This window comes from Embleya scabrispora DSM 41855, from assembly GCF_000372745.1.
Lineage (GTDB): Bacteria > Actinomycetota > Actinomycetes > Streptomycetales > Streptomycetaceae > Embleya > Embleya scabrispora.
Window position 1 is genome coordinate 54,001 of record NZ_KB889671.1, and the last position, 23,333, is coordinate 77,333.

General features: G+C 71.9%; 20 protein-coding genes and 1 pseudogene. 10 read left to right on the top strand and 11 right to left on the bottom strand.

What is annotated here, in order from left to right; genetic code table 11:
• Positions 1-46: 46 nt before the first annotated feature.
• The 4 genes from A3IC_RS0123425 to A3IC_RS0123440 form a co-directional block, all read right to left on the bottom strand.
• On the bottom strand, positions 47-1,669 hold the full coding sequence (locus tag A3IC_RS0123425) for an APC family permease (protein WP_020552496.1): 1,623 nt from the start codon (positions 1,667-1,669) through the stop codon (positions 47-49).
• A 419-nt stretch (positions 1,670-2,088) separates the two neighbouring features.
• Positions 2,089-2,853 (bottom strand): TetR/AcrR family transcriptional regulator, encoded by a 765-nt coding sequence (locus A3IC_RS56130; RefSeq protein ID WP_020552497.1) that lies wholly within the window; start codon positions 2,851-2,853, stop codon positions 2,089-2,091.
• 12 nt (positions 2,854-2,865) lie between these two features.
• Complete coding sequence (locus A3IC_RS56135) at positions 2,866-3,528, bottom strand: GNAT family N-acetyltransferase (protein ID WP_052173737.1); 663 nt, start codon at positions 3,526-3,528, stop codon at positions 2,866-2,868.
• Positions 3,529-3,775: 247 nt separating this feature from the next.
• Positions 3,776-4,429 carry a TetR/AcrR family transcriptional regulator gene (locus tag A3IC_RS0123440; RefSeq protein ID WP_026218635.1) on the bottom strand — a complete coding sequence of 218 codons (654 nt, stop codon included), beginning with the start codon at positions 4,427-4,429 and terminating at the stop codon, positions 3,776-3,778.
• 249 nt (positions 4,430-4,678) lie between these two features.
• Here A3IC_RS0123440 and A3IC_RS0123445 point away from each other — a divergent pair, with 249 nt between their 5' ends.
• Both A3IC_RS0123445 and A3IC_RS0123450 read left to right on the top strand, forming a co-directional pair.
• The gene (locus A3IC_RS0123445) at positions 4,679-5,302 is read left to right on the top strand and encodes a TIGR03086 family metal-binding protein (protein ID WP_020552500.1); all 624 of its coding nucleotides are present in this window, start codon (positions 4,679-4,681) and stop codon (positions 5,300-5,302) included.
• A complete protein-coding gene (locus A3IC_RS0123450; RefSeq protein WP_020552501.1) occupies positions 5,299-6,174 on the top strand; it encodes an alpha/beta hydrolase in 876 nt (291 codons plus the stop codon). Before A3IC_RS0123445 ends, A3IC_RS0123450 begins: the two co-directional genes overlap by 4 nt.
• Before the next feature lie 8 nt (positions 6,175-6,182).
• On the opposite strand, the gene A3IC_RS62575 is transcribed toward A3IC_RS0123450, so the two are convergent.
• The 7 genes from A3IC_RS62575 to A3IC_RS56155 all read right to left on the bottom strand — a co-directional run bounded on the left by A3IC_RS62575 (position 6,183) and on the right by A3IC_RS56155 (position 13,172).
• Positions 6,183-6,905, bottom strand: coding sequence for an NlpC/P60 family protein (locus A3IC_RS62575; RefSeq protein WP_158696071.1), 723 nt, complete (start codon positions 6,903-6,905; stop codon positions 6,183-6,185).
• Positions 6,906-7,038: 133 nt separating this feature from the next.
• Entirely contained in the window at positions 7,039-7,665 is a 627-nt protein-coding gene (locus tag A3IC_RS0123460; RefSeq protein ID WP_020552502.1) for a hypothetical protein, read from the bottom strand.
• Between the two features lie 202 nt (positions 7,666-7,867).
• Positions 7,868-8,683 carry a hypothetical protein gene (locus A3IC_RS56145; protein WP_158696072.1) on the bottom strand — a complete coding sequence of 272 codons (816 nt, stop codon included), beginning with the start codon at positions 8,681-8,683 and terminating at the stop codon, positions 7,868-7,870.
• Positions 8,670-9,200 (bottom strand): SigE family RNA polymerase sigma factor, encoded by a 531-nt coding sequence (locus A3IC_RS0123470; RefSeq protein ID WP_020552504.1) that lies wholly within the window; start codon positions 9,198-9,200, stop codon positions 8,670-8,672. Before A3IC_RS0123470 ends, A3IC_RS56145 begins: the two co-directional genes overlap by 14 nt.
• Positions 9,201-9,857: 657 nt before the next feature.
• Positions 9,858-10,421, bottom strand: coding sequence for a rhodanese-like domain-containing protein (locus tag A3IC_RS0123480; RefSeq protein ID WP_020552506.1), 564 nt, complete (start codon positions 10,419-10,421; stop codon positions 9,858-9,860).
• A 117-nt stretch (positions 10,422-10,538) separates the two neighbouring features.
• On the bottom strand, positions 10,539-11,795 hold the full coding sequence (gene metX, locus A3IC_RS56150; protein ID WP_020552507.1) for a homoserine O-acetyltransferase MetX: 1,257 nt from the start codon (positions 11,793-11,795) through the stop codon (positions 10,539-10,541).
• Positions 11,796-11,822: 27 nt separating this feature from the next.
• A complete protein-coding gene (locus A3IC_RS56155) occupies positions 11,823-13,172 on the bottom strand; it encodes a bifunctional o-acetylhomoserine/o-acetylserine sulfhydrylase (RefSeq protein WP_020552508.1) in 1,350 nt (449 codons plus the stop codon).
• A gap of 841 nt (positions 13,173-14,013) precedes the next feature.
• Here A3IC_RS56155 and A3IC_RS71245 point away from each other — a divergent pair.
• From A3IC_RS71245 to A3IC_RS0123525, 8 genes and pseudogenes are all read left to right on the top strand, one after another.
• A pseudogene (locus A3IC_RS71245) lies at positions 14,014-14,838 on the top strand (isopenicillin N synthase family dioxygenase); the annotation flags it as partial.
• 156 nt (positions 14,839-14,994) lie between these two features.
• Positions 14,995-16,362 carry an O-acetylhomoserine aminocarboxypropyltransferase/cysteine synthase family protein gene (locus A3IC_RS71250; RefSeq protein ID WP_245599407.1) on the top strand — a complete coding sequence of 456 codons (1,368 nt, stop codon included), beginning with the start codon at positions 14,995-14,997 and terminating at the stop codon, positions 16,360-16,362.
• The gene (locus tag A3IC_RS56165; protein ID WP_020552510.1) at positions 16,359-17,201 is read left to right on the top strand and encodes an alpha/beta fold hydrolase; all 843 of its coding nucleotides are present in this window, start codon (positions 16,359-16,361) and stop codon (positions 17,199-17,201) included. The genes A3IC_RS71250 and A3IC_RS56165 overlap by 4 nt, the downstream gene beginning before the upstream one ends.
• A gap of 237 nt (positions 17,202-17,438) precedes the next feature.
• Complete coding sequence (locus A3IC_RS0123505) at positions 17,439-18,992, top strand: ABC transporter substrate-binding protein (protein WP_020552511.1); 1,554 nt, start codon at positions 17,439-17,441, stop codon at positions 18,990-18,992.
• 79 nt (positions 18,993-19,071) lie between these two features.
• Positions 19,072-20,040, top strand: coding sequence for an ABC transporter permease (locus A3IC_RS0123510; protein ID WP_020552512.1), 969 nt, complete (start codon positions 19,072-19,074; stop codon positions 20,038-20,040).
• Complete coding sequence (locus tag A3IC_RS56170; RefSeq protein ID WP_020552513.1) at positions 20,037-21,842, top strand: dipeptide/oligopeptide/nickel ABC transporter permease/ATP-binding protein; 1,806 nt, start codon at positions 20,037-20,039, stop codon at positions 21,840-21,842. Before A3IC_RS0123510 ends, A3IC_RS56170 begins: the two co-directional genes overlap by 4 nt.
• The gene (locus A3IC_RS56175; RefSeq protein ID WP_020552514.1) at positions 21,839-22,966 is read left to right on the top strand and encodes an ABC transporter ATP-binding protein; all 1,128 of its coding nucleotides are present in this window, start codon (positions 21,839-21,841) and stop codon (positions 22,964-22,966) included. The genes A3IC_RS56170 and A3IC_RS56175 overlap by 4 nt, the downstream gene beginning before the upstream one ends.
• Entirely contained in the window at positions 22,852-23,331 is a 480-nt protein-coding gene (locus tag A3IC_RS0123525; RefSeq protein WP_026218637.1) for a (2Fe-2S)-binding protein, read from the top strand. Before A3IC_RS56175 ends, A3IC_RS0123525 begins: the two co-directional genes overlap by 115 nt.
• The last annotated feature ends 2 nt before the right edge of the window (positions 23,332-23,333 follow it).

The following is a 23,333-nucleotide window of genomic DNA, read 5'->3' on the forward strand; positions in this document are numbered from 1 at the left end:
GGTGGGCCCGGCCGTCGGTGTCGGGCCGGGCCCACCCCGGTCGAGGTCAGGACTCGACCGGACCGCCGGCCTCGGTGGATCCGGTCGACGGCCCCACCGGCGTGGTCAGCGGCTCCCGGACGGCCACCGCGCGAGGCAGTGTCTCGCCGCGGAAGAACGCCGGCTGCACGAACCGGTAGATCAGCATCAGCACCGCGCCCAGCAGCAGCGCGCCGATCCCGGTCAGGAACACCCCGCCCAGTTGCCAGTGCGGTGGGAACGGCAGGGTCCAGTAGGTCGTGCCGTAGTCCTTGTCCGCGTACACGATGCACGCGTCGATGAAGAAGTACAGGAGCAGCGCCCCGCCCAGGCCCGGCATGATGCCCCTGGTGATCAGATCGCGTCGGCTGCGGGTGAGTACGCGCCGGTAGAACCACACGCACGCGAAGCCGGTGATGCCGTAGTAGAACGCGATGGCCAGGCCGATCGACCCGATCGAGTCGGTGAGCACGTTGGTACTGACCCGGGTGATCGCGACGTAGAAGGCCACCGAGGCGATGCCCATCCCGACCGTTGACCACGTCGGCACCAGGTTCCGAGTGTGCACGCGGGCGAAGTTCTCCGGGATGGCCCGGTGCGCGGCCATCGACAGCGCGGTGCGCGCGGTCGGCAGGATCGTGGTCTGGGTGGACGCGGCCGACGAGGTGAGCACCATGAACACGAGCAGTTTGGCCATGAACCAGCCGAACCCCTCGGTGCCGAACACGCTCGACCCGAGACTGGACAGTACGTCCCCGGAGTTGTCCGGATTGGCCAGCCCGTTGCCGGTGTCGCCGGCGCCCGCGAAGGACAGCGCCGAGGTGCTGATCAGTACGTAGATAAGCAGCAGGAGCACGGTCGAGATCACCGCGGCCCGACCCGGAGTGTGCTTGGCGTCCGCGGTCTCCTCGTTGATCGAGACGGCGGTGTCCCAGCCCCAGTAGATGAAGACCGCGGCCAGTACGCCCTTGGTCAGCGCGTCGATCGAGTCGATCTCGAAGGGGTTGAACCAGGACCAGCCGATGTGTACCGAGCCGTCCGGGGCGTTGCCGAGGTAGACCTTCCACAGTGCGGTCAGGCCGAGGGCGATCAGCACCACGACCTCGATGGTCAGCAGTACCTTCTGGAGGTTGGCCGACAGTTCGATGCCGACGTAGCAGATCCAGGTCATCAGCACGATCCACACGACACCGGCGAACGTCGTCCAGAACGTGTCGTCGGCGAGGCCGTAGGCGCCGATCAACTGGAAGCCGTACTCACCGGCGATCTGCGCGAGATTGGCCATCACGATGACGTCCGCGACGATGATGGCCCAGCCGCCCATCCAGCCGGTCATCGGCCCGAATGTGCGCGATCCCCAGGTGAACGTGGTGCCGCAGTCCGGGGTGTCCTCGTTGAGTTCCTTGTAGCCGTAGGCGATCAGGAACATCGGGATGAAGGCCAGGACCATCACGATCGGCGATTGCAGGCCGACGCCCGCGACGATGATGCCCAGCGTCGCGGCGATGCTGTAGGCCGGTGCGGTGGAGGCGAGTCCGATCACCACGCTGGAGGCGAGCCCCAGCGCGCCGGTCTTGAGGCCCTTCTCGCCGGCTGCGCGACGCAGCGGCGGTTCGGACGAGGGGGGTCTTGAGGGGTCGATGGTGGCCATGGCGAACCGTCCTGTCCTAGACGGGTGGTTTCTACCCGTTCGACCGAAAACGGACCATCGGAAGCAGGCCATCAGATTAGACCTGCCGGTAACCCGACCGGCAGCCCCGACGCCCGGGAAAACCAAGGAATCCGGGCGATGACAGGTACCCGGGCCGGGCCCGCCCACTGCACCGTCGCAGGGTGCGACGGAACGGTCACGTCGCAGCGCGACGGTGGGTGGGCCACCGGCCACCGGCCATCGGTCACCGGTCGGCCGCGCGGATGCCGGGGCGGATGCCGGGGCGGCGAGGCGGGGCGAGGTGCGGTACGGGCGGTGCCGTACGGGTGACGCGGCCCCGTCGGAGGTCCGCCGGACTGCCGCGTCACCGAGTTCACTTCGCGCCACACCGGCGGCGGACAAGCCACTTCGACGCGGAGTCAGACAGCCAGGTCGCGCAGATAGGCATGAACGATGCGCTTGGCTTGAGCCAGCAGTCGGGGGTCGCCGTTCGGCGCGCTGCGGAATGCCAGTTGGAGTACCGCGTCGGCCGCGTGCACACCCGCGCGGGCGGCGACCGCCACGTCCGGGCCGTCCGGCAAGACCTTTTGGGCGACCAGGATGCGTCGGATACCGTCCGCGACGAGGTCGTTGTTGGCGTCGTCGAGGCGCAGCAGTTCCGGGGTGAGCCGGCGGCCCGCGCGGATGGCGAGGTAGCCGGGGTTCTCCCGGTAGAGCTGGACGTAGTTGTCGAAGACGATGTCGATCAGCTCGGGCCAAGGCGCTTGGCCGGCACGGTCGATGAGTTCGTCCATCGCCGTCGCGAAGGCCCCCATGTGGTGGCGGGTGACGGCGGCGAGTACGGCGGGCTTGTCCTCGAAGAATTGGTACAGGGTCCCGCTGGGAACCCCCGCCTGGGCCGCCAGGCGGCGCATGGTCAGCCCTTCGACGCCGTCCGCGGCGAGGATGTCCGTGGCGGCGGCGAAGATCGCGTCCACGCGGGCGCGGCTGCGCGCCTGCTGCGGCTTCTTGCGCAGGCCGTCGACCGTCCCGGCGGGTGCGCTGTTCTGCTTCATCCACTCCTGCCCTCCGCCGCGATTCGGGAGCCGTCGCTCGGCCCGGGCCGGCGGCGCCGTCGCCGACTCGACCGTCGGTTCGGGGTAGCCGCGCAGCGCGCGCCAATCCCGTACGCGCTGTTCCCTCATGGCGCGGCTCCGTCAATCCACAGGGCCGGACAGCGCTTCGAGGCGCTTGCGCAGCCGTTGTCGGACGTCGGGCCAGCGCGCGGCGCGGACGGCGTACATCGCGGAGTCGCGCAGCGTGCCGTCGAGCCGACGCTCGTAGCAGCGCAGGGTGCCCTCGTACTCGGCGCCGATACCGGTGATCGCCCGCCGCGAGCGTTCGTTCCGCACGTCCGTGCGGAACTGCACCCGCCCGCAACCCAGCGTTTCGAAGGCGTGGCGCAGCAGCAACAGCTTGGCCTCCGGGTTGACGGCGCTGCCCCAGACCGCAGGGCTGTACGCGGTGGCCCCGATCTCCAGCCGGGCATCGCGCACGGATACTTCCTGGTACGAGGTCATGCCGATCACGGAGCCGGGTGGAACATCCAGCCGCGAGTCGGCGGCCACGACGATCCAGAGCTTGCGCAGCGGGTCGTCGTTCATCAGGCGCAGACCGGCCTCGGCCTCCTCGACACCGCGCGGTCGAGGCGCGCCGAAGTGCGTCCAGACCTCGGCGGCGGCCAGGGCGTGGAACAGCCCGGGGGCGTGTTCCTCGGGTACTGCGGCGACAAGTCGGACGTGGCTTCCGACGAGTTCTGCGTCCGAGGGTCCGGGCCAGGTCATCGGCCCCCAGGGAGCCTCGGCAGGTACGACGGGCATACGGGTTCCTTCGCGGGAGGGCGGGGACCGGTGCGGCGGCGCAGGAAAGATGAACATGTGTCGCGTTCATCTTCTTAGCGGAGATCACGAGGTTCCGTCAACGCTTCCGCGCAGACCGCACCGGCATGCACGGTCGGGCACAAGGAACCTCTGCGCCGTCGATGAACTGCGCTTCAACCGCGAGGGGTTGGTGTCTCCGGTCGATCCCGGCAGGGGCCGCGCGCGGCCGTCGCGGGGCGAGGCCCGGCTACCGATCCGTGAGGTGGGGGGCGAGGGCGGTCGGATCGGTGGCCGCGCCGAGGAGCCGAGTGCGGATCGCGGTGCAGGCTCGGGAGTAGGCGCTCTCGTCGTCGTGCAACATGCTGATGCCGTTGGCGGTTTCCAGGAACGCGATCAGTTCGAAGACGAGTTGGGCCGTGTCGAGGTCGGTCGGCGCCTCGCCGGTCGCCTTCGCGGTTTCGACCTCGGTGATCAACAGTTTGCGCCAGCCCTGCCAGGCGCCCGCGAGGGCGTCCCGGACTCGGCCCGGTCGTGCGTCGAACTCGGCCGAGGCGTTGAAGAAGAAGCAGCCGCCGGGGAACACCCGGTCGCGCGAGTAGGCGATCCAGCCATCGGCCAGGCGCCAGAGCCGGATCAAACCGGCGGGCTCGGCGAGGGCGGGTGTGACGACGTGCTCGATGTAGACGTCGACGGCCGCGCCGACCGCGGCGAGCTGGAGTTCCTCCTTGGAGCCGAAGTGCGCGAACACCCCGCTCTTGCTGATCTCCAGGTCGCCCGCGAGTCGGCCGATGGAGAGCCCTTCGAGGCCCTCGACGGACGCGATGTCCGCGGCGCGGCGGACGATCGTCTGTCGGGTGCGATCACCCTTGCGGACTCGCCCATCCGTCGGAGACGTGCTCACGACCACTCCTACCTCCGGCGGTTCGGCGGATCAGCGGTTCGGCGGATCGGCCGGACGGTCGTTCGACCGGTCGCCGTCGATTATCTCCCGGCCGACCTTGACAGGGTCTCGATGGTGATTAAATAGTACGACCGGTCGTGCAGTTTTCAACCCGCGCTTTTCGCTCTTCCGTGACCGGCCGCCCCGCTCCGACGCCCATCGGCCGACGACCGACCCGTGCCCACCAGTCCTCGCCCATGGAGGCGCCTGATGATCGATACCGAAACACCCGTCACCATCGACCCCGCCGTAGACATCGGTGGGATCGACGTACAAGCGTCGGACCGCCGGGCGACCGTGATCGCGCTCGATACGCTGCGGCTCGTCCGGCGTGACCAGTGGGAGCTGCCCACCCCGTGCGAGGGGTGGGATCTGCGCGGTCTGCTCGGCCACATGGTCGCGGAGAATCGAGGTTTCGTCGCCGCGGCCGGCGGCGCCACGGACCCGGACGTCTGGCGTGACGACTCGCTCGGCGAGGATCCGTGGGTCGACTTCGCCGCCTCGGCGGTGGCTGTCACGGCGGCGTTGTCCGGTCCCGAGGTACTGGAACGTCGCTTGCGCATCCGGGAGTTCGGTACGTTTCCGGGCTCGGTCGCGATCGCGATGCACTTCGTGGACAACCTCGTGCACGCCTGGGACCTCGCCCGCGCGATCGGCCTGCCCGGCGCCGTCGATCCCGAACTCGCCATGAGCGCGTTGGCGTTCGCCGAGCGCTGGGAACCGGGCGAGTCCGGCGGCGCGTTCGGCGGCGCGGTCGAGCCGCCCGTGGACGCGACGCCGGGGGAGCGTCTCGTCGCGCTGCTCGGTCGCACGCCGCACCGGCGGTCGGCATGAGTGCCGTCGAGGCGTCCGCGCGCATCACGCTGCGGGCCACCGGTGCGCTGTCCCCCCGGGCGGCCGGCGCACTCGCGTATCTGCTGTTCCGACGCCCGTTCGTCCGCGGTCGGGTGCGGCCCGGCGAGCGTTCGGCGCACATGTTCGCGACCACCGACACGATGTACGTCGGCGGCAAGCGGGTGGTCACCTATCGGTGGGGCGACGGGGCCGAGCCGGTGCTCCTGCTGCACGGCTGGCAGTCGCGCGCCTCGCGATTCGCGCCGTTCGTCGAGGAGTTGCGGGCTCGCGGATTGACCCCGATCGGCTTCGACGCGCCGGGACACGGGGATTCCGGCGGGACGAGTACGACCGTGCTCGAGTATGCCGAAATCGCTCGCCGACTCCAGGAAAGGTACGGCGACTTCCGGGCCGTGCTCGCGCACTCCTTCGGGGTGCTCGGCGCGTTCCAGGCGCTGCGTTCGGGAGTGCGGGCCGACCGAGTGGTGGCGGTGGCCGGGGTGTGCGACATGGAGTACCTGTTGGACCGGTTCAGCGCCGAACTCGATCTCGACCCACGGGTCAAGGCATCGGTGCGGGAGCGGGCGGACGCTCGGCTCCTGGCGCCGGAGTCGGCCATCTGGCAGCGGTTCTCCGCGTCCCATGGAGCCGGCCCGAGGCAGGTGCCGATCCTGGTCGTGCACGACGAGGACGACGCCATGGCGGTGGCCGATCAGGGCTATCGACTGGCGGCGGCCTACCCCGAGCAGGCCCGACTCTTCGTCACCCGGGGCCTGGGCCACAACCGGGTACTGCGCGACGCCGCGGTAGTCGCCGAGGTGCTCCGCTTCCTCGAAGCACCCCGGCCAGAGCTCGTGACGGAGTGTGTCTGAACGCGCGATCACCGCGCCCGGCCGGCGCCGACCCGCAGCGGCTGCGGTGTGCCGACCCCACGGATGGCCGACTTCCACGGCGCGGGCCACGGATAACGATCCAGGGATCGTGCCGGCGGAAGGGCGGCCGATGTCCCGTCGTCGGTGATCCGGTTGTACCGCAGGGCGAAGTAGTTCGCCGTCGGGTGGCCCGCGAGCAGCGGAGCGGCGAAGCTGCCGGTGCCCTCGGCCATGTTCGAGTTCGCGTTGGCCAGGTGGATGTAGGTGAACGTGCTCGCGTCGCGACTCACCCACCCGGTGAAGATCACCACGTGCCCGTCGTCGGTGTCGTCGAGCACGTCGCCCCGGAGCAGGTCGTCCCGCGCGATCCGCACGGTGACCGTACGCCGGTCGAGCGAGTCGGTGTTGACGTCGGTGCTCGGGAGGTGCCAGGCCATCGCGACCAGGCCCGAACAGTCGGTGCGGTAGTCGTGCGCCCCTTCCGGGTCCGGGGCTTCGGCCCCTTGGTCGTACCGGATGCCGCGGACGTACCAGTCCTCGGCGCGCTCCAGGACCTCGGCTCGGGTGATGCTCCCACCCGGCTCGGAGACGGTCGGCAAGACGGCTCCGAAGGGGGCGGAGGCCGCGGCGCCGAGCATGACGGCGGCGAGGAGGGAGAGGACGGCCAGGGCATGTCTGTGGCGATATGCGAAGAAAGTGGTGATGTGCTGCATTCCCCAAGACTTGGTCATGCCGGTGCGCTCGTCGTGGAACGCAACGCGTGTCGGTGCGGGGAATCTCGACACGGACGGCCCGACCCGGGACCGCCCGGCGTGATGATCGGGATCATCGCGGCCGATCACCGCGGTCGAAGGATTCGAGGCCCTACGGCCGGGCGAACGTGTACGCGCGGATGACGGTCTGCGTGCGGTCGTTGCCCCGCGCGTCCCGCACGGTGGTGCGCAACGCGACCGCACCGTCGCCGCTGCCCGGGCCGGTCGGCGGCACCAGCGCGACGTACCCGCCGCCGCCGATCGCCATCGTGGTCAATCGGTGCCACGTCGTGCCGCCGTCGAAGGACGCCTCGGCGCCGAGCGAGCGCACGTCGGGCGCCGGGCCGCCGGTGTCCGATCCCGCGACCCCGAGCCGCAGGACGAACGGCCGGCCCGCCGGCGCCCGGCCGTCCGGGTCGAAGTCGCCGGTGATTCGGGTCGTCGACAGCCCGTCGACCTCCGGCGCGGAGCCGGACGGGTGGGTGGGCCGACTCGACGCGAACGTCCACTCGGGGCTCACCCGCGTCGAGTCCGGGCCGCCGGGGCGGGACGCGGTCGGGCGCACGGGGTCCGGCGCCGGGTCGGCGGGCCCCCCGGCCGCGCCGACGGGGGCGAGCGGTTCGGTCGGCGGTCGACCGGCGAACGCGCTGCCACCGGTGCCCAGGCCGATCACCAGGATGAGGGCCCCGACTCCGACGGTCGCCCGTCGGCGGCGCGGGTGGTGGGTGGGCTGGTGCACGGTGTCCTTCCTTGGCCCCGATCGGGCCGCGTGCGGCACCGGACGGGATCGGCGGTGGGGGAATCGGGGGCATGGGTCGGTGGGGGTCGGTCGGTTCGTGGTGTGGCGGCGGGACGGGCGGTGGTCGACGCCGGGTCGCCGCGGTGGGCACGCCGGATGGCGCGGACGCGACACGGGGGAGCGGAGCCGGCGCGGGTTGGGGCTACTTGGCCGCGCCGAGCGCGATGTCCGACACGGCCTCGATCTCGCGGCCCTGCGCGTCCTGCATGTGCAGTGAGCCGCCCACGCTGTAACCGGCGCCGCCCGGGACCTGGATCGTGAAGTACCTGGTGTCGTTCCCGCCGCCGTAGGCGGCCGTTTTCACGGTGATCGGCGCCTTGTCGTTGTCGAACCTCGCGGTCACCGAGGCCACCTCGGCGGACACCTGGCCGAACGTGATCGTCCCCAGATACCCGACGCCCGGCCGGTACAGCGCGGTATCGCCGACCGCGACGGAGGCGATTTCCATGGGCTGAACACCCGGCCTCACGGTACTTCGCAGGTTCGTCGCGCACCACGAGCCGCCCCTGTTGTCCAGGTGCCCGTCGAGGAACACCTCGACCACGTCGCACCGGTACGGAGCGGCCCCCGTCTGCGGCGTGTTTTGTGGCACGTTCTCCGGCGAGTGCACCAGTTCCCAGCGGTGTCCCGCGAATTCGCCGGTGGCGATCGGGTTCCGCGGGGGCACCTCGGCCTCGGTGGTGGGCGTTTCGGGCTGCGTGGGAACGCCGGTCGGGGCCGACGGGGCCTGGTGCGCCGGCCCGGTCGCCCGGGTGCTCGATCCGGACAGGGAGGCCGCGGTCAGCGCCGCGACCGCGATCACCGCGGCGACCGAGGCGCCGATCAGCGCGGTGCGCCGGCGCCGGGCGCGCCGGCCGCCCTGCTCGATCCGGTCGATCGGTGCGACGCTCGGTGACAGGTCCTCGACCCCGGCGGCCAATTCGGCCCGTAGCCATGATCCCTGGTCAGGCCCGGTCATCTGCGTACTCCTCGTCTCGCATGCGGATCCCGGCAAGCCCCGGGTGGGCGCGCAGTCTGGCCAGCCCCTTGGCGGCCTGACTCTTGACGGTGCCGAGTGAGCAGCCGAGAATCCGGGACACCTCCGCCTCGGGCAGATCGTCCCAATAGCGCAGCACGACGACCGCGCGCTGACGGACCGGCAGGTCGGCGAGGGCGGTGCGCAACATCTGCCGCTGGTCGGCCCGGGCGTACGGGTCCTCGCCGATCCGCTGCGGCAGTTCGGCCCGCAACTGCTCGGCCACCCGCCGCTTGCGAAAGCGGCCGGTGTTGGTGTTCACCAGGACGCGCCGCACGTAGGCATCCGGATTGTCCGCCTGGCGGACCCGACGCCAGTTCACGTACGTCTTGGTCAACGCGCTTTGTGCGACGTCCTCCGCGATGGCGTGGTCGCCGGTCAGCAGGTAGGCGGTTCGTACCAGTCCGCGCCAGCGTGACTCCACGAACGCCCGGAACTCCGCGACCTCTTCGGCTTTCACTTGGCCTCCTCCGAACTCACAGAGCACCGACTCGGCGCGGAAGGTTGCCTGCGTACCGATCCTTTCGGACCCGACTTTCGCGAGCGGGCCCGGGGCCACCCGCCCGGGGGCGAGGGCCAGGGCCGCTCGGGAGGCGGCCAGGGGGCGTCTTCGATCGACGCGGGCGGGATGCGGCCGGCCGCAGGGTGACGCCGGACCGCCGCGTGATCGGCGGTGTGCACGGGGCCGACCTCACGGAGCCGTCGGTGGCCTACGCGACGTTCCACGCACGGGCCGAACCCGGCTGCGACGGGCCGAAGTCGACGGCCCTGTGGGACGAGGCGCAGGGGCCGTTCTTCCCGGCCGGACCCACCGGCGGCGACTTCGCGCTCGTACGCCTGGTGCCGCCCCGGGTGGAACCGGTCCGCTTCACCGCCGGTATCCACCCGGACCCGGATGGGCTGGTCTCGGCGGTGTCAAAGGTGGCGCAGGGGCGGGTGCGTAGGGCGCGGTCGGGCCGGGAGGTCGAAGGTGCAGCCCTGCTCGACCAACCGGGGCGACAACCGCTCGCAGCCGCAGACGTGCGACACACGGCACGTTACGCACGGCACGGCCCGATCGGGTGGGTGCCGATCGGGCCGTGCCGGCTTCGTTTCGTTCGGCTCGGGGCGAGTGGGTTCAGGGTCGGTCGAGGGCGGTGAGCGTGCCGGCCAGGTCGGGGGTTTCCGAGGCCGGGCGGTTGTACGGGAGCTTGCCGAGCACGGACGCCATGCCGCACGTGTTGGTGACGGCGGAGAAGATCAGACCGGAGCCGATCGCGCCGGCCAGCAGGCGGCCCTTGGGCGCGCGGCGGCCGGCGGCCAGGCCGAGCACGACCAGGGTGCCGGCGGCCAGCCGGACCTGACGCTCCATCGGCCACACGTTGCGGGCGCCGGCCGGCCCGTCCAGGGCGTGACCGTCGGCGACCCAGGCCGAGGTGCCGCCGGTCAGGTGCGCGGCCTCGATGCCGGCGGCGGTCAGCTCGGCGCGGGCGCGCTCCGAGCGGGCTCCGGACGCGCAGACGATCAGCAGGTCGGCGTGTTCGGCCCGCTTGAGCACCGGTACCGCCTCGCGCAGCCGGTCCAGCGGGACGTTGTGCGCGCCGGGGATGTGGCCGGTCGCGTACTCGCCGGGGGTGCGCACGTCGAGCACGGTGAACTCGGTCAGCCGGGCGCGGACCTGCGCGGGGGCCAGGGCGGTCATGGTGATCGGGCCTTTCGACGGAGCCCGGTGCCGGGACCGGGAGGGTGCACCGGCGCGCGGTGAGTTCTCCGGTCGGGCACCGGGCGGGCGATGTGGAGGGGTACCTACCGGTTGCGACTACCTCCGGGTAACGGTGGGATCGAGCTCGGTGTTCCGGGTCCGGCCCGGGTTTCCGGTCCGGTCCCCGGGCCGGCCCGGGTGGGGGGTCGGGGTCGGGGGCGGTGCCGCGGCGCGGTTCGGGGTCCTGTTCGGGTCCGTGTTCGCCGTTCGTTCCAGCAACTCCGCGAGCAGGGGTGCCACCTGATCCAGTTCGATCAGGAAGCCGTCGTGGCCGTAGGGCGACTCGACCACACGCAGCGGACCCGCTCCCGGTATGCCGTCGGCGAGGGTCTGCTGCTGGCTCGGTGGGTACAGCCGGTCGCTGTCGACGGCCGCGACCACGGTCGGTGCGGTGATCCGGGCCAGGGCCGCGGCCACGCCGCCGCGATCCCGGCCCACGTCGTGACTGTTCATCGCCTCGGTGAGGCTTACGTAGCTGCCCGCGTCGAAGCGCGCGGTCAGCTTGGCGGCGTGGTGGTCGAGATAGGACTCCACCGCGTACCGCCCGTGCGGGCCCTCGCCCGCCTGGCGGCCCCGGCCGAAGCGGGTGGCCAGTTCGGGTTCGCTGCGATACGTGACGTGCGCGATCCGTCGGGCCAGGCCGAGCCCGCGCCAGGGCCCGGACTCGGCCGGCCGGTCGTGGTAGTCGCCCCCGGCCCAGCCCGGATCGGCCCGAATCGCGTGCAACTGGGTCGAGCACCAGGCGATCTGCTCCGCACTCGCCGCCGCGGTGGTGGCGATCAGGAACAGCGCGCCGACCCGGTCCGGGTGCGTCACCGCCCATTCCACCGCGCGCATCCCGCCCATCGACCCGCCCACCACCGCTGCCCACCGCTCGATCCCGAGCAGGTCCGCGCCGGCCACCTCGGCCGTCACCTGATCGCGAACGGTCAACCGGGGAAAGCGGCTTCCCCAGGCCCGGCCGCCCGGCCCGGGCGAGGCCGGTCCGGTGGTGCCCCGGCAGCCGCCGAGGGCGTTCGGGGCGACCACGAAATACCGATCGGTGTCGAGCGTGCGGCCCGGCCCGATCAGGCCGTCCCACCAGCCCGGGGTGGGAAAACCCGGCCCGGCGGGACCGGCGACGTGGCTGTCCCCGGTCAGCGCGTGCAGGACCAGGACCGCGTTGGAGCGGTCCGGGGCGAGCCGACCCCACGTCTCGTAGCCGACGTGGACCTCGGGCAACACCTCCCCGGACTCGGTCCACAGCGGTTGCGGCAGGATCAGCGAGCGCGGCCCCGCCGGGGTGGCGGGAGCGGTGGGCGTGTCGTGCGACATGGTGAGCCGTTCCGTCCGAATTCCCGGCTAGCCCGCCTGCGCGGCGCGGAAGCCGGCCACCAGGTCGGCGCGCAGATCGGCCAGGCCCTCGATGCCGACGGAGAGCCGGACCAGGCCCGGGGTGACCCCGGTGGCCAGCCGCTCCGCGTCGGTGAGTTGCGCGTGCGTGGTGCTCGCCGGATGGATCACCAGGCTGCGCACGTCGCCGATGTTGGCCAGGTGGCTGAACAGGGACAGCCCGTCCACGAACCGGCGGCCGGCCTCGATGCCGCCCTTGAGCTCGAACGCGACGATGGCACCGGCGCCGCGCGGCAGGTAACGCTTGCCCGCGTCGTACCACCGGCTGCTCGGCAACCCCGCGTAGTGCACGGTCTCCACCTCCTCGCGGGCCTGCAACCACGCGGCCAACGCGCTCGCGTTCGCCACGTGCCGCTCGATCCGCAGCGACAACGTCTCCAGGCCCTGGAGCAGCAGGAAGCTGGTCAGCGGCGCGATCGAGGCGCCCACGTCGCGCAGCAACTGCACCCGCAACTTGGCCGCGTACGCGCCCGGGCCCAGGTCCGGCCAGTAGCGCAACCCGTTGTAGCTCGCGTCCGGCTCGGTGAAGCCCGGGAAGCGGTCCGGGTGGGCGCCGAAGTCGAAGGTGCCGCCGTCCACCACGATGCCGCCGATCGCGGTGCCGTGTCCGCCGAGGAACTTGGTCGCCGAGTGCACCACGATGTCCGCGCCGTGTTCGAGCGGCCGGAGCAGGTACGGCGTCGGCACCGTGTTGTCCACCACGAGCGGCAGCCCCGCGGTGTGCGCGAGGTCGGCCACCGCCGACACGTCGAGCACGTTGCCGCGCGGGTTGCCCAGCGTTTCGGCGAACAGCAGCTTGGTCTGCGGGCGGATCGCCGCGCGCCACGCGTCGAGGTCGTCCGGGTCGTCGACGAAGGTGACCTCGATGCCGAGCTTGGGCAGCGTCCAGTGGAACAGGTTGTAGGTGCCGCCGTACAGCGACGAACTGGACACGATGTGGTCGCCGGCGCCCGCGAGGTTGAGCACCGCCAGCGTGGTGGCGGCCTGCCCGGACGCGGTCGCCACCGCCGCCACGCCGCCTTCGAGGGCGGCCACGCGCTGCTCCAGCGCATCCGTGGTGGGGTTGTGGATCCGGGTGTAGATGTGCCCTTCCTCGGACAGGTCGAACAGCCCGGCGGCGTGCGCGGTGTCCTTGAAGACGAACGACGTGGTCTGGTAGATCGGCACCGCACGGGCGCCCGTGGTCGGGTCGGGCGAGGTCCCGGCGTGCACCTGCCGGGTCTCGAAGGACCACGCGGCGGGGTCGTCGGCGAGGGCGGCTTCGGTGGCGGGCGGGGCGTCGGTTGCTTCGAGGGTCATCGGGAAACTCCTTGCGGGGTAGGGGAGTCGACGTGAGGCCGGGCTCTGGGGCGGTCGGGACTCGGGGATCTCGGAGCCGGCCGGGGCAGGCATGCCGCGGGTGTGGCGATCGGGTACGCGGACTCGACCGCGGGCGCGCCGAACCGGACTCGCGACGCGGTGATCCGCGGACGAGGGCCGGGCCGGAGCGGACCGGCGGGAAGAGCGGAGCGGGACGCGGGGAGTCGGCGGGTCAGCGCCCGGACTCACACACCGCGCGAACCACCGGGACCGAAACGGTCACCGAGGTTCGGTCGGACATTCGACACGCCATGCTGGTCACGCGCACGAGATCCACGTGGCGGCGACTGACGAGCATGGGGCTGGACATGGCCGCGAGTCTAGGCGGCCCGACCGGCTTCGCGCCACGGGGTTGCCCGGAGGACCCTGCCCGTTTCCCGCGCGCTTCGCGCCACCACGCACAGCGCGTCACGAAAAGCCGGCTGGACCAATGCGCCTTCCTCGTGCTTTCATCACCGCCATGACTCCGCGTCAGGTCGCTTCCGCGCTGCTCGACCCCTTCTGGGTGGGTCGACGAGCCGACCACTTCGACCAGATCTGTCGCTGAACCCTGCGTTCGTGCGGCTTCCCGTCGCCGAATGAGCAGAGCGCGCCCCGCCCCGCGTGACCTTCGTCGGTCCGCCGCGCCCGGGCCCGGCTCTGCCGCGTCGCCGCCTTCCGTGCCGCGCCGCCTCCGCACCCGATCCCCGCCCCACCCGCCGCAGGTTCGTCCCACCGCGCTCGGCCCGTCCCAGGCCGCCGCCCGGCGTGCTCGGACCGAGGCTGTACCGAGGACCCAGTCATGGCAACCACCGCACCGCCCACCCTCCCCGTGATCGATATCTCCCGGTTCCGCGACCCCGCCGCGGACTCGGCCGGCTTCCTGGCCGAACTGCGCTACGCCGCACGCGAGATCGGCTTCTTCTACGTGGTCGGCCACGGCGTCGACCCGGAGCTGCGGGCCCGCGCCCTGGAGGTCTCCAAGCGCTTCTTCGCACTGCCCGAGAAGGACCGGCTCGCGGTCGAGAACGTCAACTCGCCGCAGTTCCGCGGCTATACGCGCACGGGCACCGAATACACCCGGGGCGGCCCCGACTGGCGCGAGCAACTCGACATCGGACCGGAACGCGCCGCGCTCACGCTCGGTCCGGACGACCCGGCCTATCTGCGCCTGATCGGGCCCAACCAGTGGCCGGCCGCACTGCCGGAGCTGCGCGAGACGGTGCTCGCGTGGCAGGACGAGGCGCTGCGGGTCAGCCGCGAGGTGCTGCGTGCGCTGGCCGCGGCGCTGGGTCAGGACGCCGGCTACTTCGACGAGTGGTTCGACGAGGAGGCCGCGGTACACGTCAAGGTCGTGCACTACCCGGGTCGGCCCAGCGCCGAGGTGGACCAGGGGGTGGGCGCGCACAAGGACTACGGCTACCTCGCGCTGCTGCAACAGGACGACGTCGGCGGCCTCCAGGTGCAGGCACGGGACGGCTCGTGGATCGATGCCACCCCGCTGCCGGACGCGTTCGTGTTCAACATCGGCGAAATGTTGGAGATCGCCACGCGCGGCTACCTGCGTGCCACGCAGCACCGGGTGATCGCCCCGCAGCCCGGCGTGGATCGTTACTCGCTGCCGTTCTTCCTCGGTCCGCGGCTGGACGCGGTGGTCGAACCGCTGGTCCTGCCCGCCGAGTTGGCCGAGGTGGCCGACGGCGTCACCGAGGACCCGACCAACCCGCTCAAGCCGGCGTACGGCGAGAACGCGCTGATCGGCTGGCTGCGTTCGCATCCGCGCGTGGTCGAGCGCTGGTGGTCGGATCCGGTGCCGGCGGAGCCGGCGTTCGAGACCCTTCAGGTGCACGCCGGCGCTCGACCCGATCCGAGTACCGGCGCCCGTGCGGTGCCGATCTACCAGACCAGCAGCTACGTCTTCCGGGACGCGGCGCACGCGGCCGACGCGTTCGCGCTCACCGACCTGCGGACGCACGCCTACACCAGGCTGTCCAACCCCACCACCGCCGTGGTGGAGGAGCGGATCGCCGCCCTCGAAGGCGGCACCGCGGCGGTGGCCGTGGGCAGCGGTCAGGCCGCCACCACGCTCGCGCTGCTCAACCTGGCCCGGGCCGGCGACCACCTGGTCGCGGCGGCTTCGTTGTACGGCGGCACCCGTACCCTGCTCGAACACACCTTTGCCGACCTGGGCATCGAGGTCACCTTCGTCGAGGACCCGGACGACGTGCACGCGTGGCGCGCGGCGATCCGGCCGCGGACCAAAGCGCTGTTCGGCGAGAGCGTGGGCAACCCGCGCGGAAACGTGCTCGACCTGGCCGCCGTCGCCGGCGTCGCGCACGAGGCCGGCGTGCCGTTCGTGGTGGACAACACCGTGCCGACGCCCTACCTGCTCCGGCCGTTGGAGCACGGCGCGGACATCGTGGTGCACTCGACCACCAAGTTCCTCGGCGGACACGGCACCGCGATCGGCGGCATCGTGGTGGACGGCGGCACCTTCGACTTCGGCGCCCACCCGGACCGCTATCCGGGCCTGGTCGCACCCGACCCGACCTATCACGGACTGTCCTTCTGGGAGCGGTTCGGCGCCGACCGGGTCGCCTACGCGCTGCGCCTGCGGGTGCGGTTGCTGCGCGATCTGGGCCCGGCGGTGTCACCGCTGAACAGCTTCCTGCTGCTCCAGGGCATCGAGACGTTGTCGCTGCGGATCGAGCGGCACACCGCCAACGCCGAACGGGTCGCGGCCTGGCTCGACGCGCGACCCGAGGTGTCGCGGGTGGACCACCCGAGCGTGCCCACCAGTCCGTGGCACGGGGCGGCGAAACGCTACCTGCCGCGCGGCGCGGGCGCCGTGCTTTCCGTGGACCTGGCCGGCGGGTCGGCCGCGGGTCGGCGATTCGTCGAGGAACTGCGGCTGTTCAGCCACCTCGCCAACATCGGCGACGCGCGCAGCCTGGCCATCCACCCGGCGTCCACCACACACGCCCAACTCGATCCGGCGCAGCAGGCACACGCCGGCGTGACCCCGGGGCTGGTCCGGCTGTCCATCGGCCTCGAAGGCATCGACGACCTGCTCGCCGACCTGCGCCGCGGCCTGGCCGCGGCGGCCGAGATCGGCGACCGGGCCGACAGCGTGACCAAGGGTGCCCGATGACGACACGTCAGGCCGTACACGAGAGCCGGATCCGGGGTGCGCGCGGCGAGTTTCACCTGCGTGTGTGGCCCGCCGCCGTCGAGCCCGTCGCGGTCGTGCTGTTCCTGCACGGCCTGGGCGAACACGGCGGCCTGCACGAGCCGTTGGCGCACCGCCTCAACGCCGAGGGGATCGAGGTCTGGGCCCCGGACCAGATCGGCCACGGCCTCAGCGACGGCACCCGCGTCCTGGTGGAAAGCCTGGACGCGCTCGCCGACGACGCCGAACTGATCCTCGAACGCATCGCGGCCGGCCGCCCCGGCGTGCCGCTGATCCTGGCCGGCCACTCGCTCGGCTCGGCGGTCACCCTGTTCCTCGCGGGCACCCGAGCCGCCGCCGCACCCGCCCGCGCGCTCGTGCTGGCCGGTGCCGGGACCGGCCTGTCGTCGGGGGAGAGCGGCCTGCGCAAACTGTTGGCGGAGCAGGGCATCGACCCGATGTCGCTGCGCAAGGACCCGGGCGAGCTGTGCGGGAACGCCGAGTACGCCGAGCGGCTGCGCAACGACCCGCTGGTGTGGTCCGGCGGCCTGCGCCCGCAAACCCTGGACGCCCTGGAGGCGGGGGGCGAGCGGATCGCCGAACTGATCGCCTCCGGCGCGATCACCCGACCGGTGCTCTTCATCCACGGCGAGGCCGACGACCTCGCGCCCGCAAGCGCCGTGCGGGCGGCCGCAGGGGCGTTGCCGAACGCCCGGGCCCGGATCTTCCCGGGCGACCTGCACAATGTGCTCGCCGAAAACGACCGCGCCCAAGTCCACGGCGAGATCGCCGAGTTCGTCCTGGCCGCCGCACGCGACTGAACATCCGTCCGCAGCCCGGGCGGGCGACCGAACGCCCACTCGGTCCCGGGCGGGCGTTCGCTCGTCCACTCGGTCCCCGGGCGGGCGAGCGAACGCCCACCCAAGGGTGATCGAATCGGCGACCGAGCGCCCGCCCGCAGCCCCGGGCGGGCGACCGAAAACCCGTCGGTCCGGCATCCCGGGCGAGACGCACCGCGCAACACCCTTCCCCGCTTCCAGCAAGGAGATCGATCCACCATGCGCCGCTCCGCGCTCCGCATAGCCGCCGCCCTCGCCCTGGCCGGACCGGTCCTCGCCGCATGCGGCTCCGGCGGCACCCCCACCCCCGGCGCCACCGGCGCCGACACCCAGCCGCCGGCGCCCGCCGACAGCGCGCTGGACCCGAACGCGACGGCCAAGGTGCGATTGGTGCTGGAGCCGACCAGTCTCAACCTGACCACCACCGCCGGTGTCGCGGTCGAGCAGGTCCTGCTCGACAACGTCTACCAGGGCCTGCTCAGGGTCGACACCAACGCGGACAACAAAATCGTGCCCGCGCTCGCGACCGGCTTCGAGACCTCCGCCGACGGCCTCACCCACACGTTCCACCTCACCCCCGGCGCCACCTTCCACGACGGCTCGCCCGTCACCGCCGAGGACGCCGCCTGGTCGCTGCAACAGGTGCTCGCCCCCGGTTCCAAGCAGCCGAACGCCAAGTCCCTGGCCACCATCGCCAACGTCGCGGCGCCCGACCAGGCAACCGTGGTGATCACGCTCAAGCAGCGTGACACCAACCTGACCTGGGCACTCACCCAACGTGTCGGCGTCGTCTACAAGAAGGGCACCGACTTCACCAAGCTGGACGCCGCCGAGAACGGCACCGGACCGTTCAAGCTGGACGGCTGGCAGCGCGGCTCGGCGATCACCCTGGTGCGCAACGACGCGTACCAGGGGGCCAAGGCCAAGGTGGCCAAGGTCGTGCTCAGCTACATCCCGGACCGCAACGCCGCGAACAACGCGCAGGCCACGGGTCAGACCGACATCGAGACGGCGGCCGAGGCCACCCTGCTCCAGCCGTTCACCGGCAACGACAAGTTCACCGTGCTGCGCGGCACCACCACCGACAAGTACACACTGGCGATCAACAACGCCAAGGCGCCGCTGAACAACCCGGCCGTGCGACACGCGATCCGCCGCGCGATCGACAAGGACGCGCTGATCAAGACGCTCGGCGGAGCCGGCGTCCGGCTCGGCGGACCGATCCCCACCTCCGACCCGGGCTTCCAGGACCTGGCCGCGATCGATCCGCACGACGCCGCCGCGGCGAGGAAGACGCTGGCCGACGCGGGCGTGGACAACCTCAAGCTGACCTTGAAGATCCCCAACATCTACCCGGCCGCGATCGGCGACGTGCTGGTCGCCGATCTCAAGGAAGCGGGCATCGAACTCACGGTCAAACAGCAGGAGTTCACCGCCTGGCTGAGCGAGGTCTACACGGCGAGGGACTACGACCTGAGCCTGGTCAACCACGCCGAGCCGCACGACATCGCCAACTTCGCCACCCCCGGCTACTACTTCGGCTACGACAACGCGCAGGTGCGCGACTGGTACGCCCAGGCGGTGGCCGCACCCGACGAGCGCACCCGGACCGATCTGCTCACCAGGATCGGCCGCCGGGTCACCGAGGACGCCGCCGCCGACTGGCTGTTCCAGGCCCAGACGCTGACTGTCGTACGCAAGGGCGTCAGCGGCGCACCGCAACACCACACCAGCAGCCGACTCGACCTCGCCACCATCGGGATCACCAAGTGAGCGCGCGGCGAGACCCGTTGCGGTCGGAGCGGGTCGAACGAGCTGTCGACCCGCGTCGCACATCACGGCGGCGTCCGACATGACGGTGTTCGTCGCGCGCCGACTGGCACTGCTCGCGCTGTCCCTGCTCGGCGCGAGCGTACTGACCTTCGCGCTGCTTCGGCTGCTGCCCGGTGATGCCGCCACCTCGGTCGGCGGCATCACCGCGGACTCGGCGCAACTTCGCGCCATCCGGCACGACCTGGGCCTGGACCGGCCGTTGCTCGTGCAGTACTGGACCTGGCTGACCGACGTCCCCACCGGCGACCTGGGCAACTCGCAGCTCAACGGCTCCTCGGTGACCGACGAACTGGGCGAGAAATTGCGGGTGACCGGTCCGCTGGTGCTCGGCGCGCTGCTGCTCGCACTGGCCTTCGCGGTGCCGCTGGGAATGCTCGCGGCGGTGCGCCGCGAGCGTCGAGACGCCACCGTGATCAGCGTCGCGAGCCAACTCGGCATCGCACTGCCCACGTTGTGGGTGGGGCTGCTGCTGATCCTGCTGTTCGCCGTGCAGACCCCGCTGCTGCCCGCACAGGGCTTCCCGGTGGACGGCTGGGCGGACCCGGGCGAGGCGGTTCGCAGTCTGGTGCTGCCGACCCTGACCCTGGCCCTGTCCGAGGGCGCGGTACTGCTGCGGTTCGTCCGCTCGGCGACCCTGGACGTGCTGCACCGCGACTACCTGCGCACCGCGCGGGCGGCAGGGCGTACCCGCACCGGCGCGCTGCTGCGACACGGCGTGCGCAACGCGGCCGGCCCGGTGTTGTCCATGCTCGGCGTGCAGGTCGCCGCCCTCCTGGTCGGCGCGATCGTGGTGGAAAAGGTCTTCACCCTGCCCGGCGTCGGCTCGATGCTGGTCGCCGACGTGGGCAATCGCGATCTGGTCAAGGTGCAGGGCGAAGTGATGCTCCTGGTCGCGATCGTGCTGTTCGTCGGCTTCCTGGTGGACGTCGCGCAACGGCTGATCGACCCGCGCCTGGCGGATGTTCGCCGCCCGGAGGTGTCCGCGTGAAGGCCCTGCGGGCGCCCGGCGCACCCACCCGTACCGTCCTGCGCGCGCTGGTCCGCGACCGCAACGGCCTGATCGGCGGCACGCTCGTCGCGATCCTGGTCGGCGCGGTGCCGCTGTCGCTGGTGTGGACCCCGTACGACCCCACCGCCGTCGACCCGAACGCGCCCTGGTTGCTCCCGTTTCGGGGCGGCCACCTGCTCGGCACCGACATGCTCGGGCGCGACCAGTTCAGCCTGATCCTGGTCGGCTCCCGGGAGACCCTGCTGATCGCGCTCGCCTCGGCCGGCATCGCCGCCGCGCTGGGCCTGCCGCTCGCGTTGGCGGCGGCGCTGGGACCCCGGCGGTTCGCCGCGGGCGTGGTTCAGCTGATCGACGTCGCGATCGCCTTCCCGGCGCTGCTCACCGCGATGATCCTGGCCGCCGTGTTCGGCGGATCGGTGTGGACCGCGGCCGGCGCGATCGGCGTCGCGTTCGGCGTACACCTGGCCCGGATCGCGCGCGCCGAGATCGAGCGTGTGCACGGCAGCGACTACGTGCTCGCCGCGACCGCGAGCGGATCGAGCACGTGGCGCACGGTACGCCGGCACATCCTGCCGAACATCGCGCCCACATTGCTGGTGCAACTCTCCCTGGTGATGGCGGTGGCATCGCTGACCGAGGCCGCGCTGTCCTACCTCGGCTACGGCAGCCCCGCGCCCGCCGTGTCCTGGGGCCGGATCCTGCACGACCAGCAGCCCTACATCTCCGCCCGGCCACTGCTGGTGGTCTGGCCGGGACTGGCCGTCGCGCTGTCCGTCCTGGGCTTCAACCTGCTCGGCGACGCGCTGCGCGACGCGACCGATCCGCGACTGCGCCGGCGGGCGCCCGAGGCCCCGACGGACACCGTCGACGTCGAGCGGACCGATGAAGTGGGCACATCCCGCGCATCGTTGCCGGCGCACGCCGCGCTGCTCCGGGTCACCGACCTCACCATCCGAATCGCCGGACGGACCGTGGTGGACGGCATCGACCTGACCCTGGCTCCCGGCGAACGGCTCGGCCTGATCGGCGAATCCGGCTCCGGCAAATCGCTCACCGCGCTCGCCGTACTCGGCCTGTTGCCCGAAGGCGCCGAGGTCACCGGCAGCATCCGCCTGGACGGTGTGGAACTTCTGGGCAAGCCCGAGCGCGAACTCGCCCGAGTCCGCGGGAGTCGGGTCGCGATGGTGTTCCAGGAGCCGCTCACCGCACTCGACCCGACCATGCGGATCGGCCGCCAGATCGCCGAACCGCTGCGCCTGCACCGGGGCATGACCGGCCGTCAGTCCGACCGGGCGGCGATCGACCTGGCCGCCCGGGTGGGCCTGCCGGATCCGGCCGAGCTGGTCCGGGCCTGGCCGCATCAACTCTCCGGCGGCCAGCGCCAGCGCGTGGGCATCGCGATCGCGCTCGCGTGCCGACCCGCGCTGCTGATCGCGGACGAGCCGACCACGGCGCTGGACGTGACCGTGCAGCGGGACATCCTGGCGCTGCTCGACGAGTTGGCCCATGAGCAGGGCACCGCGCTGCTGTTCATCACGCACGACCTCGCGGTGGTCTCCCGGGTGAGCGACCGGATCGCGGTGATGCGGACCGGTCGGGTGATCGAACAGGGACCGCTGGAGCGCATCCTGCACGACGCCGACGCGGACTACACGCGTGCGCTGTTGGCGGCCGCGCGGGCCACGGCGTTCGACGCCACCGCCTTCGACGACGCCTTCGGTGCGGGCGACCCGACACCGGGCGTCCATACCTCGACCGAGACCGTGGAGGCACCACTGTGACCGCGCCCGCCGTACTGCTGCGCGCCGAGGGACTGACCCGGACGTACCGCCTGCCGCGTCGGTCGTTGTGGGGCCCGGCCGGGCGGCGGTACGCGCTGCGCGGCGTGGATCTGGAACTGGTCGAGGGCGACGCGCTCGGCGTGGTCGGCGAATCCGGCGCGGGCAAGTCCACCCTGATCCGGCTGCTGCTCGGGCTCGACCGGGCCGACGCGGGCACGGTGCACTACCGCGACCGCGAGGTTCGGCCGGGGCCGGCGCGCTCGCTGACCTGGTTCCGGCGCGAGGTGCAGATCGTCCTCCAGGACCCGATGAGCTCGCTCGACCCGCGCTCGCGGGTACGCGACATCGTGGCCGAACCGCTGGAATGCCTCCGCGTCGAGGGTGACCACGACGCGCGCGTGGACGAGGTGTTGGCGGCCGTCGGGTTGGATCCGCAGACGCGCACCCGCTACCCGCACGAGTTCTCCGGCGGCCAGCGACAACGAATCGCGATCGCCCGGGCACTGGCACCCGACCCGCGCGTCCTGGTCGCCGACGAGCCGGTCAGCGCACTCGACGTCTCCGTCCGAGCACAAATCCTCGACCTCCTCCGCGACCTCACCACCCGCCTCGGCCTCTCCCTGATCCTGGTCTCCCACGACCTCGGCGTGGTCCAACACCTGTGCAACAACGTCCTGGTCCTGAAATCCGGCGAACCCCTCGAATCCGGCCCATCCCCCCAAGTCCTGGGCAACCCCCAACACCCCTACACCCAAGCCCTCCTCTCCGCCATCCCAACCCTCCCCACCCATACGCCGCACCCAAAACCTGCGACCCTCACCAAGCCCGCCGCACCCGATTCGGCCCGGCCGGCGTTCGAGGCCGGCAAGCCCGGCCGGCGTTCGACGCCCCCGTCGACCAAAGGCCCGGCACCCCCGGCCCAACGTGCGCGCTTGAGGCCACCGCCTGTGGGTACCAGCGAAGATCCCGGGCCGGGCCGACGGCCCGAGTGCGCCCCTCGGGAGGGACCATGGCCGCCGACGAAGCCGAAGTCGTTCATCTCCGCGTCAACGGCGAAGCCCGAGCGCTCCGCATCGACCCCCGCGTCACCCTCCTGGACGCGTTGCGCGAAACGCTCGGCCTGACCGGCCCCAAAAAGGGCTGCGACCTCGGCCAATGCGGTGCCTGCACGGTACTCGTCGACGGCCGCCGGATCACCTCGTGCCTGACCTTCGCGCTCATGCACGGCGGCCGCGAAGTGACCACGATCGAGGGCCTCGGCGGCGACCCCGAAGGGGACTTGCACCCGGTGCAACAGGCATTCGTCGACCACGACGCGTTCCAGTGCGGGTTCTGTACGCCGGGCCAGATCATGTCCGCCGTCGCGCTCCTCGCCGAGGGCCACGCCGGTGACGACGACGAGATCCGCGAATGGATGAGCGGCAACCTGTGTCGGTGCGCCGCATACCCCAATATCGTCGCGGCGATCACCGCCGCGGCCGGACGGTAGGC

Coding starts and splice junctions, on each gene's coding strand:
- A3IC_RS0123425 (WP_020552496.1), bottom strand. CDS start 1,669: ATGGCCACCATCGACCCCTCAAGACCCCCCTCGTCCGAACCGCCGCTG.
- A3IC_RS56130 (WP_020552497.1), bottom strand. CDS start 2,853: ATGAGGGAACAGCGCGTACGGGATTGGCGCGCGCTGCGCGGCTACCCC.
- A3IC_RS56135 (WP_052173737.1), bottom strand. CDS start 3,528: ATGCCCGTCGTACCTGCCGAGGCTCCCTGGGGGCCGATGACCTGGCCC.
- A3IC_RS0123445 (WP_020552500.1), top strand. CDS start 4,679: ATGATCGATACCGAAACACCCGTCACCATCGACCCCGCCGTAGACATC.
- A3IC_RS0123450 (WP_020552501.1), top strand. CDS start 5,299: ATGAGTGCCGTCGAGGCGTCCGCGCGCATCACGCTGCGGGCCACCGGT.
- A3IC_RS62575 (WP_158696071.1), bottom strand. CDS start 6,905: ATGACCAAGTCTTGGGGAATGCAGCACATCACCACTTTCTTCGCATAT.
- A3IC_RS56145 (WP_158696072.1), bottom strand. CDS start 8,683: ATGACCGGGCCTGACCAGGGATCATGGCTACGGGCCGAATTGGCCGCC.
- A3IC_RS0123480 (WP_020552506.1), bottom strand. CDS start 10,421: ATGACCGCCCTGGCCCCCGCGCAGGTCCGCGCCCGGCTGACCGAGTTC.
- metX (WP_020552507.1), bottom strand. CDS start 11,795: ATGTCGCACGACACGCCCACCGCTCCCGCCACCCCGGCGGGGCCGCGC.
- A3IC_RS56155 (WP_020552508.1), bottom strand. CDS start 13,172: ATGACCCTCGAAGCAACCGACGCCCCGCCCGCCACCGAAGCCGCCCTC.
- A3IC_RS56165 (WP_020552510.1), top strand. CDS start 16,359: ATGACGACACGTCAGGCCGTACACGAGAGCCGGATCCGGGGTGCGCGC.
- A3IC_RS0123505 (WP_020552511.1), top strand. CDS start 17,439: ATGCGCCGCTCCGCGCTCCGCATAGCCGCCGCCCTCGCCCTGGCCGGA.
- A3IC_RS0123510 (WP_020552512.1), top strand. CDS start 19,072: ATGACGGTGTTCGTCGCGCGCCGACTGGCACTGCTCGCGCTGTCCCTG.
- A3IC_RS0123525 (WP_026218637.1), top strand. CDS start 22,852: ATGGCCGCCGACGAAGCCGAAGTCGTTCATCTCCGCGTCAACGGCGAA.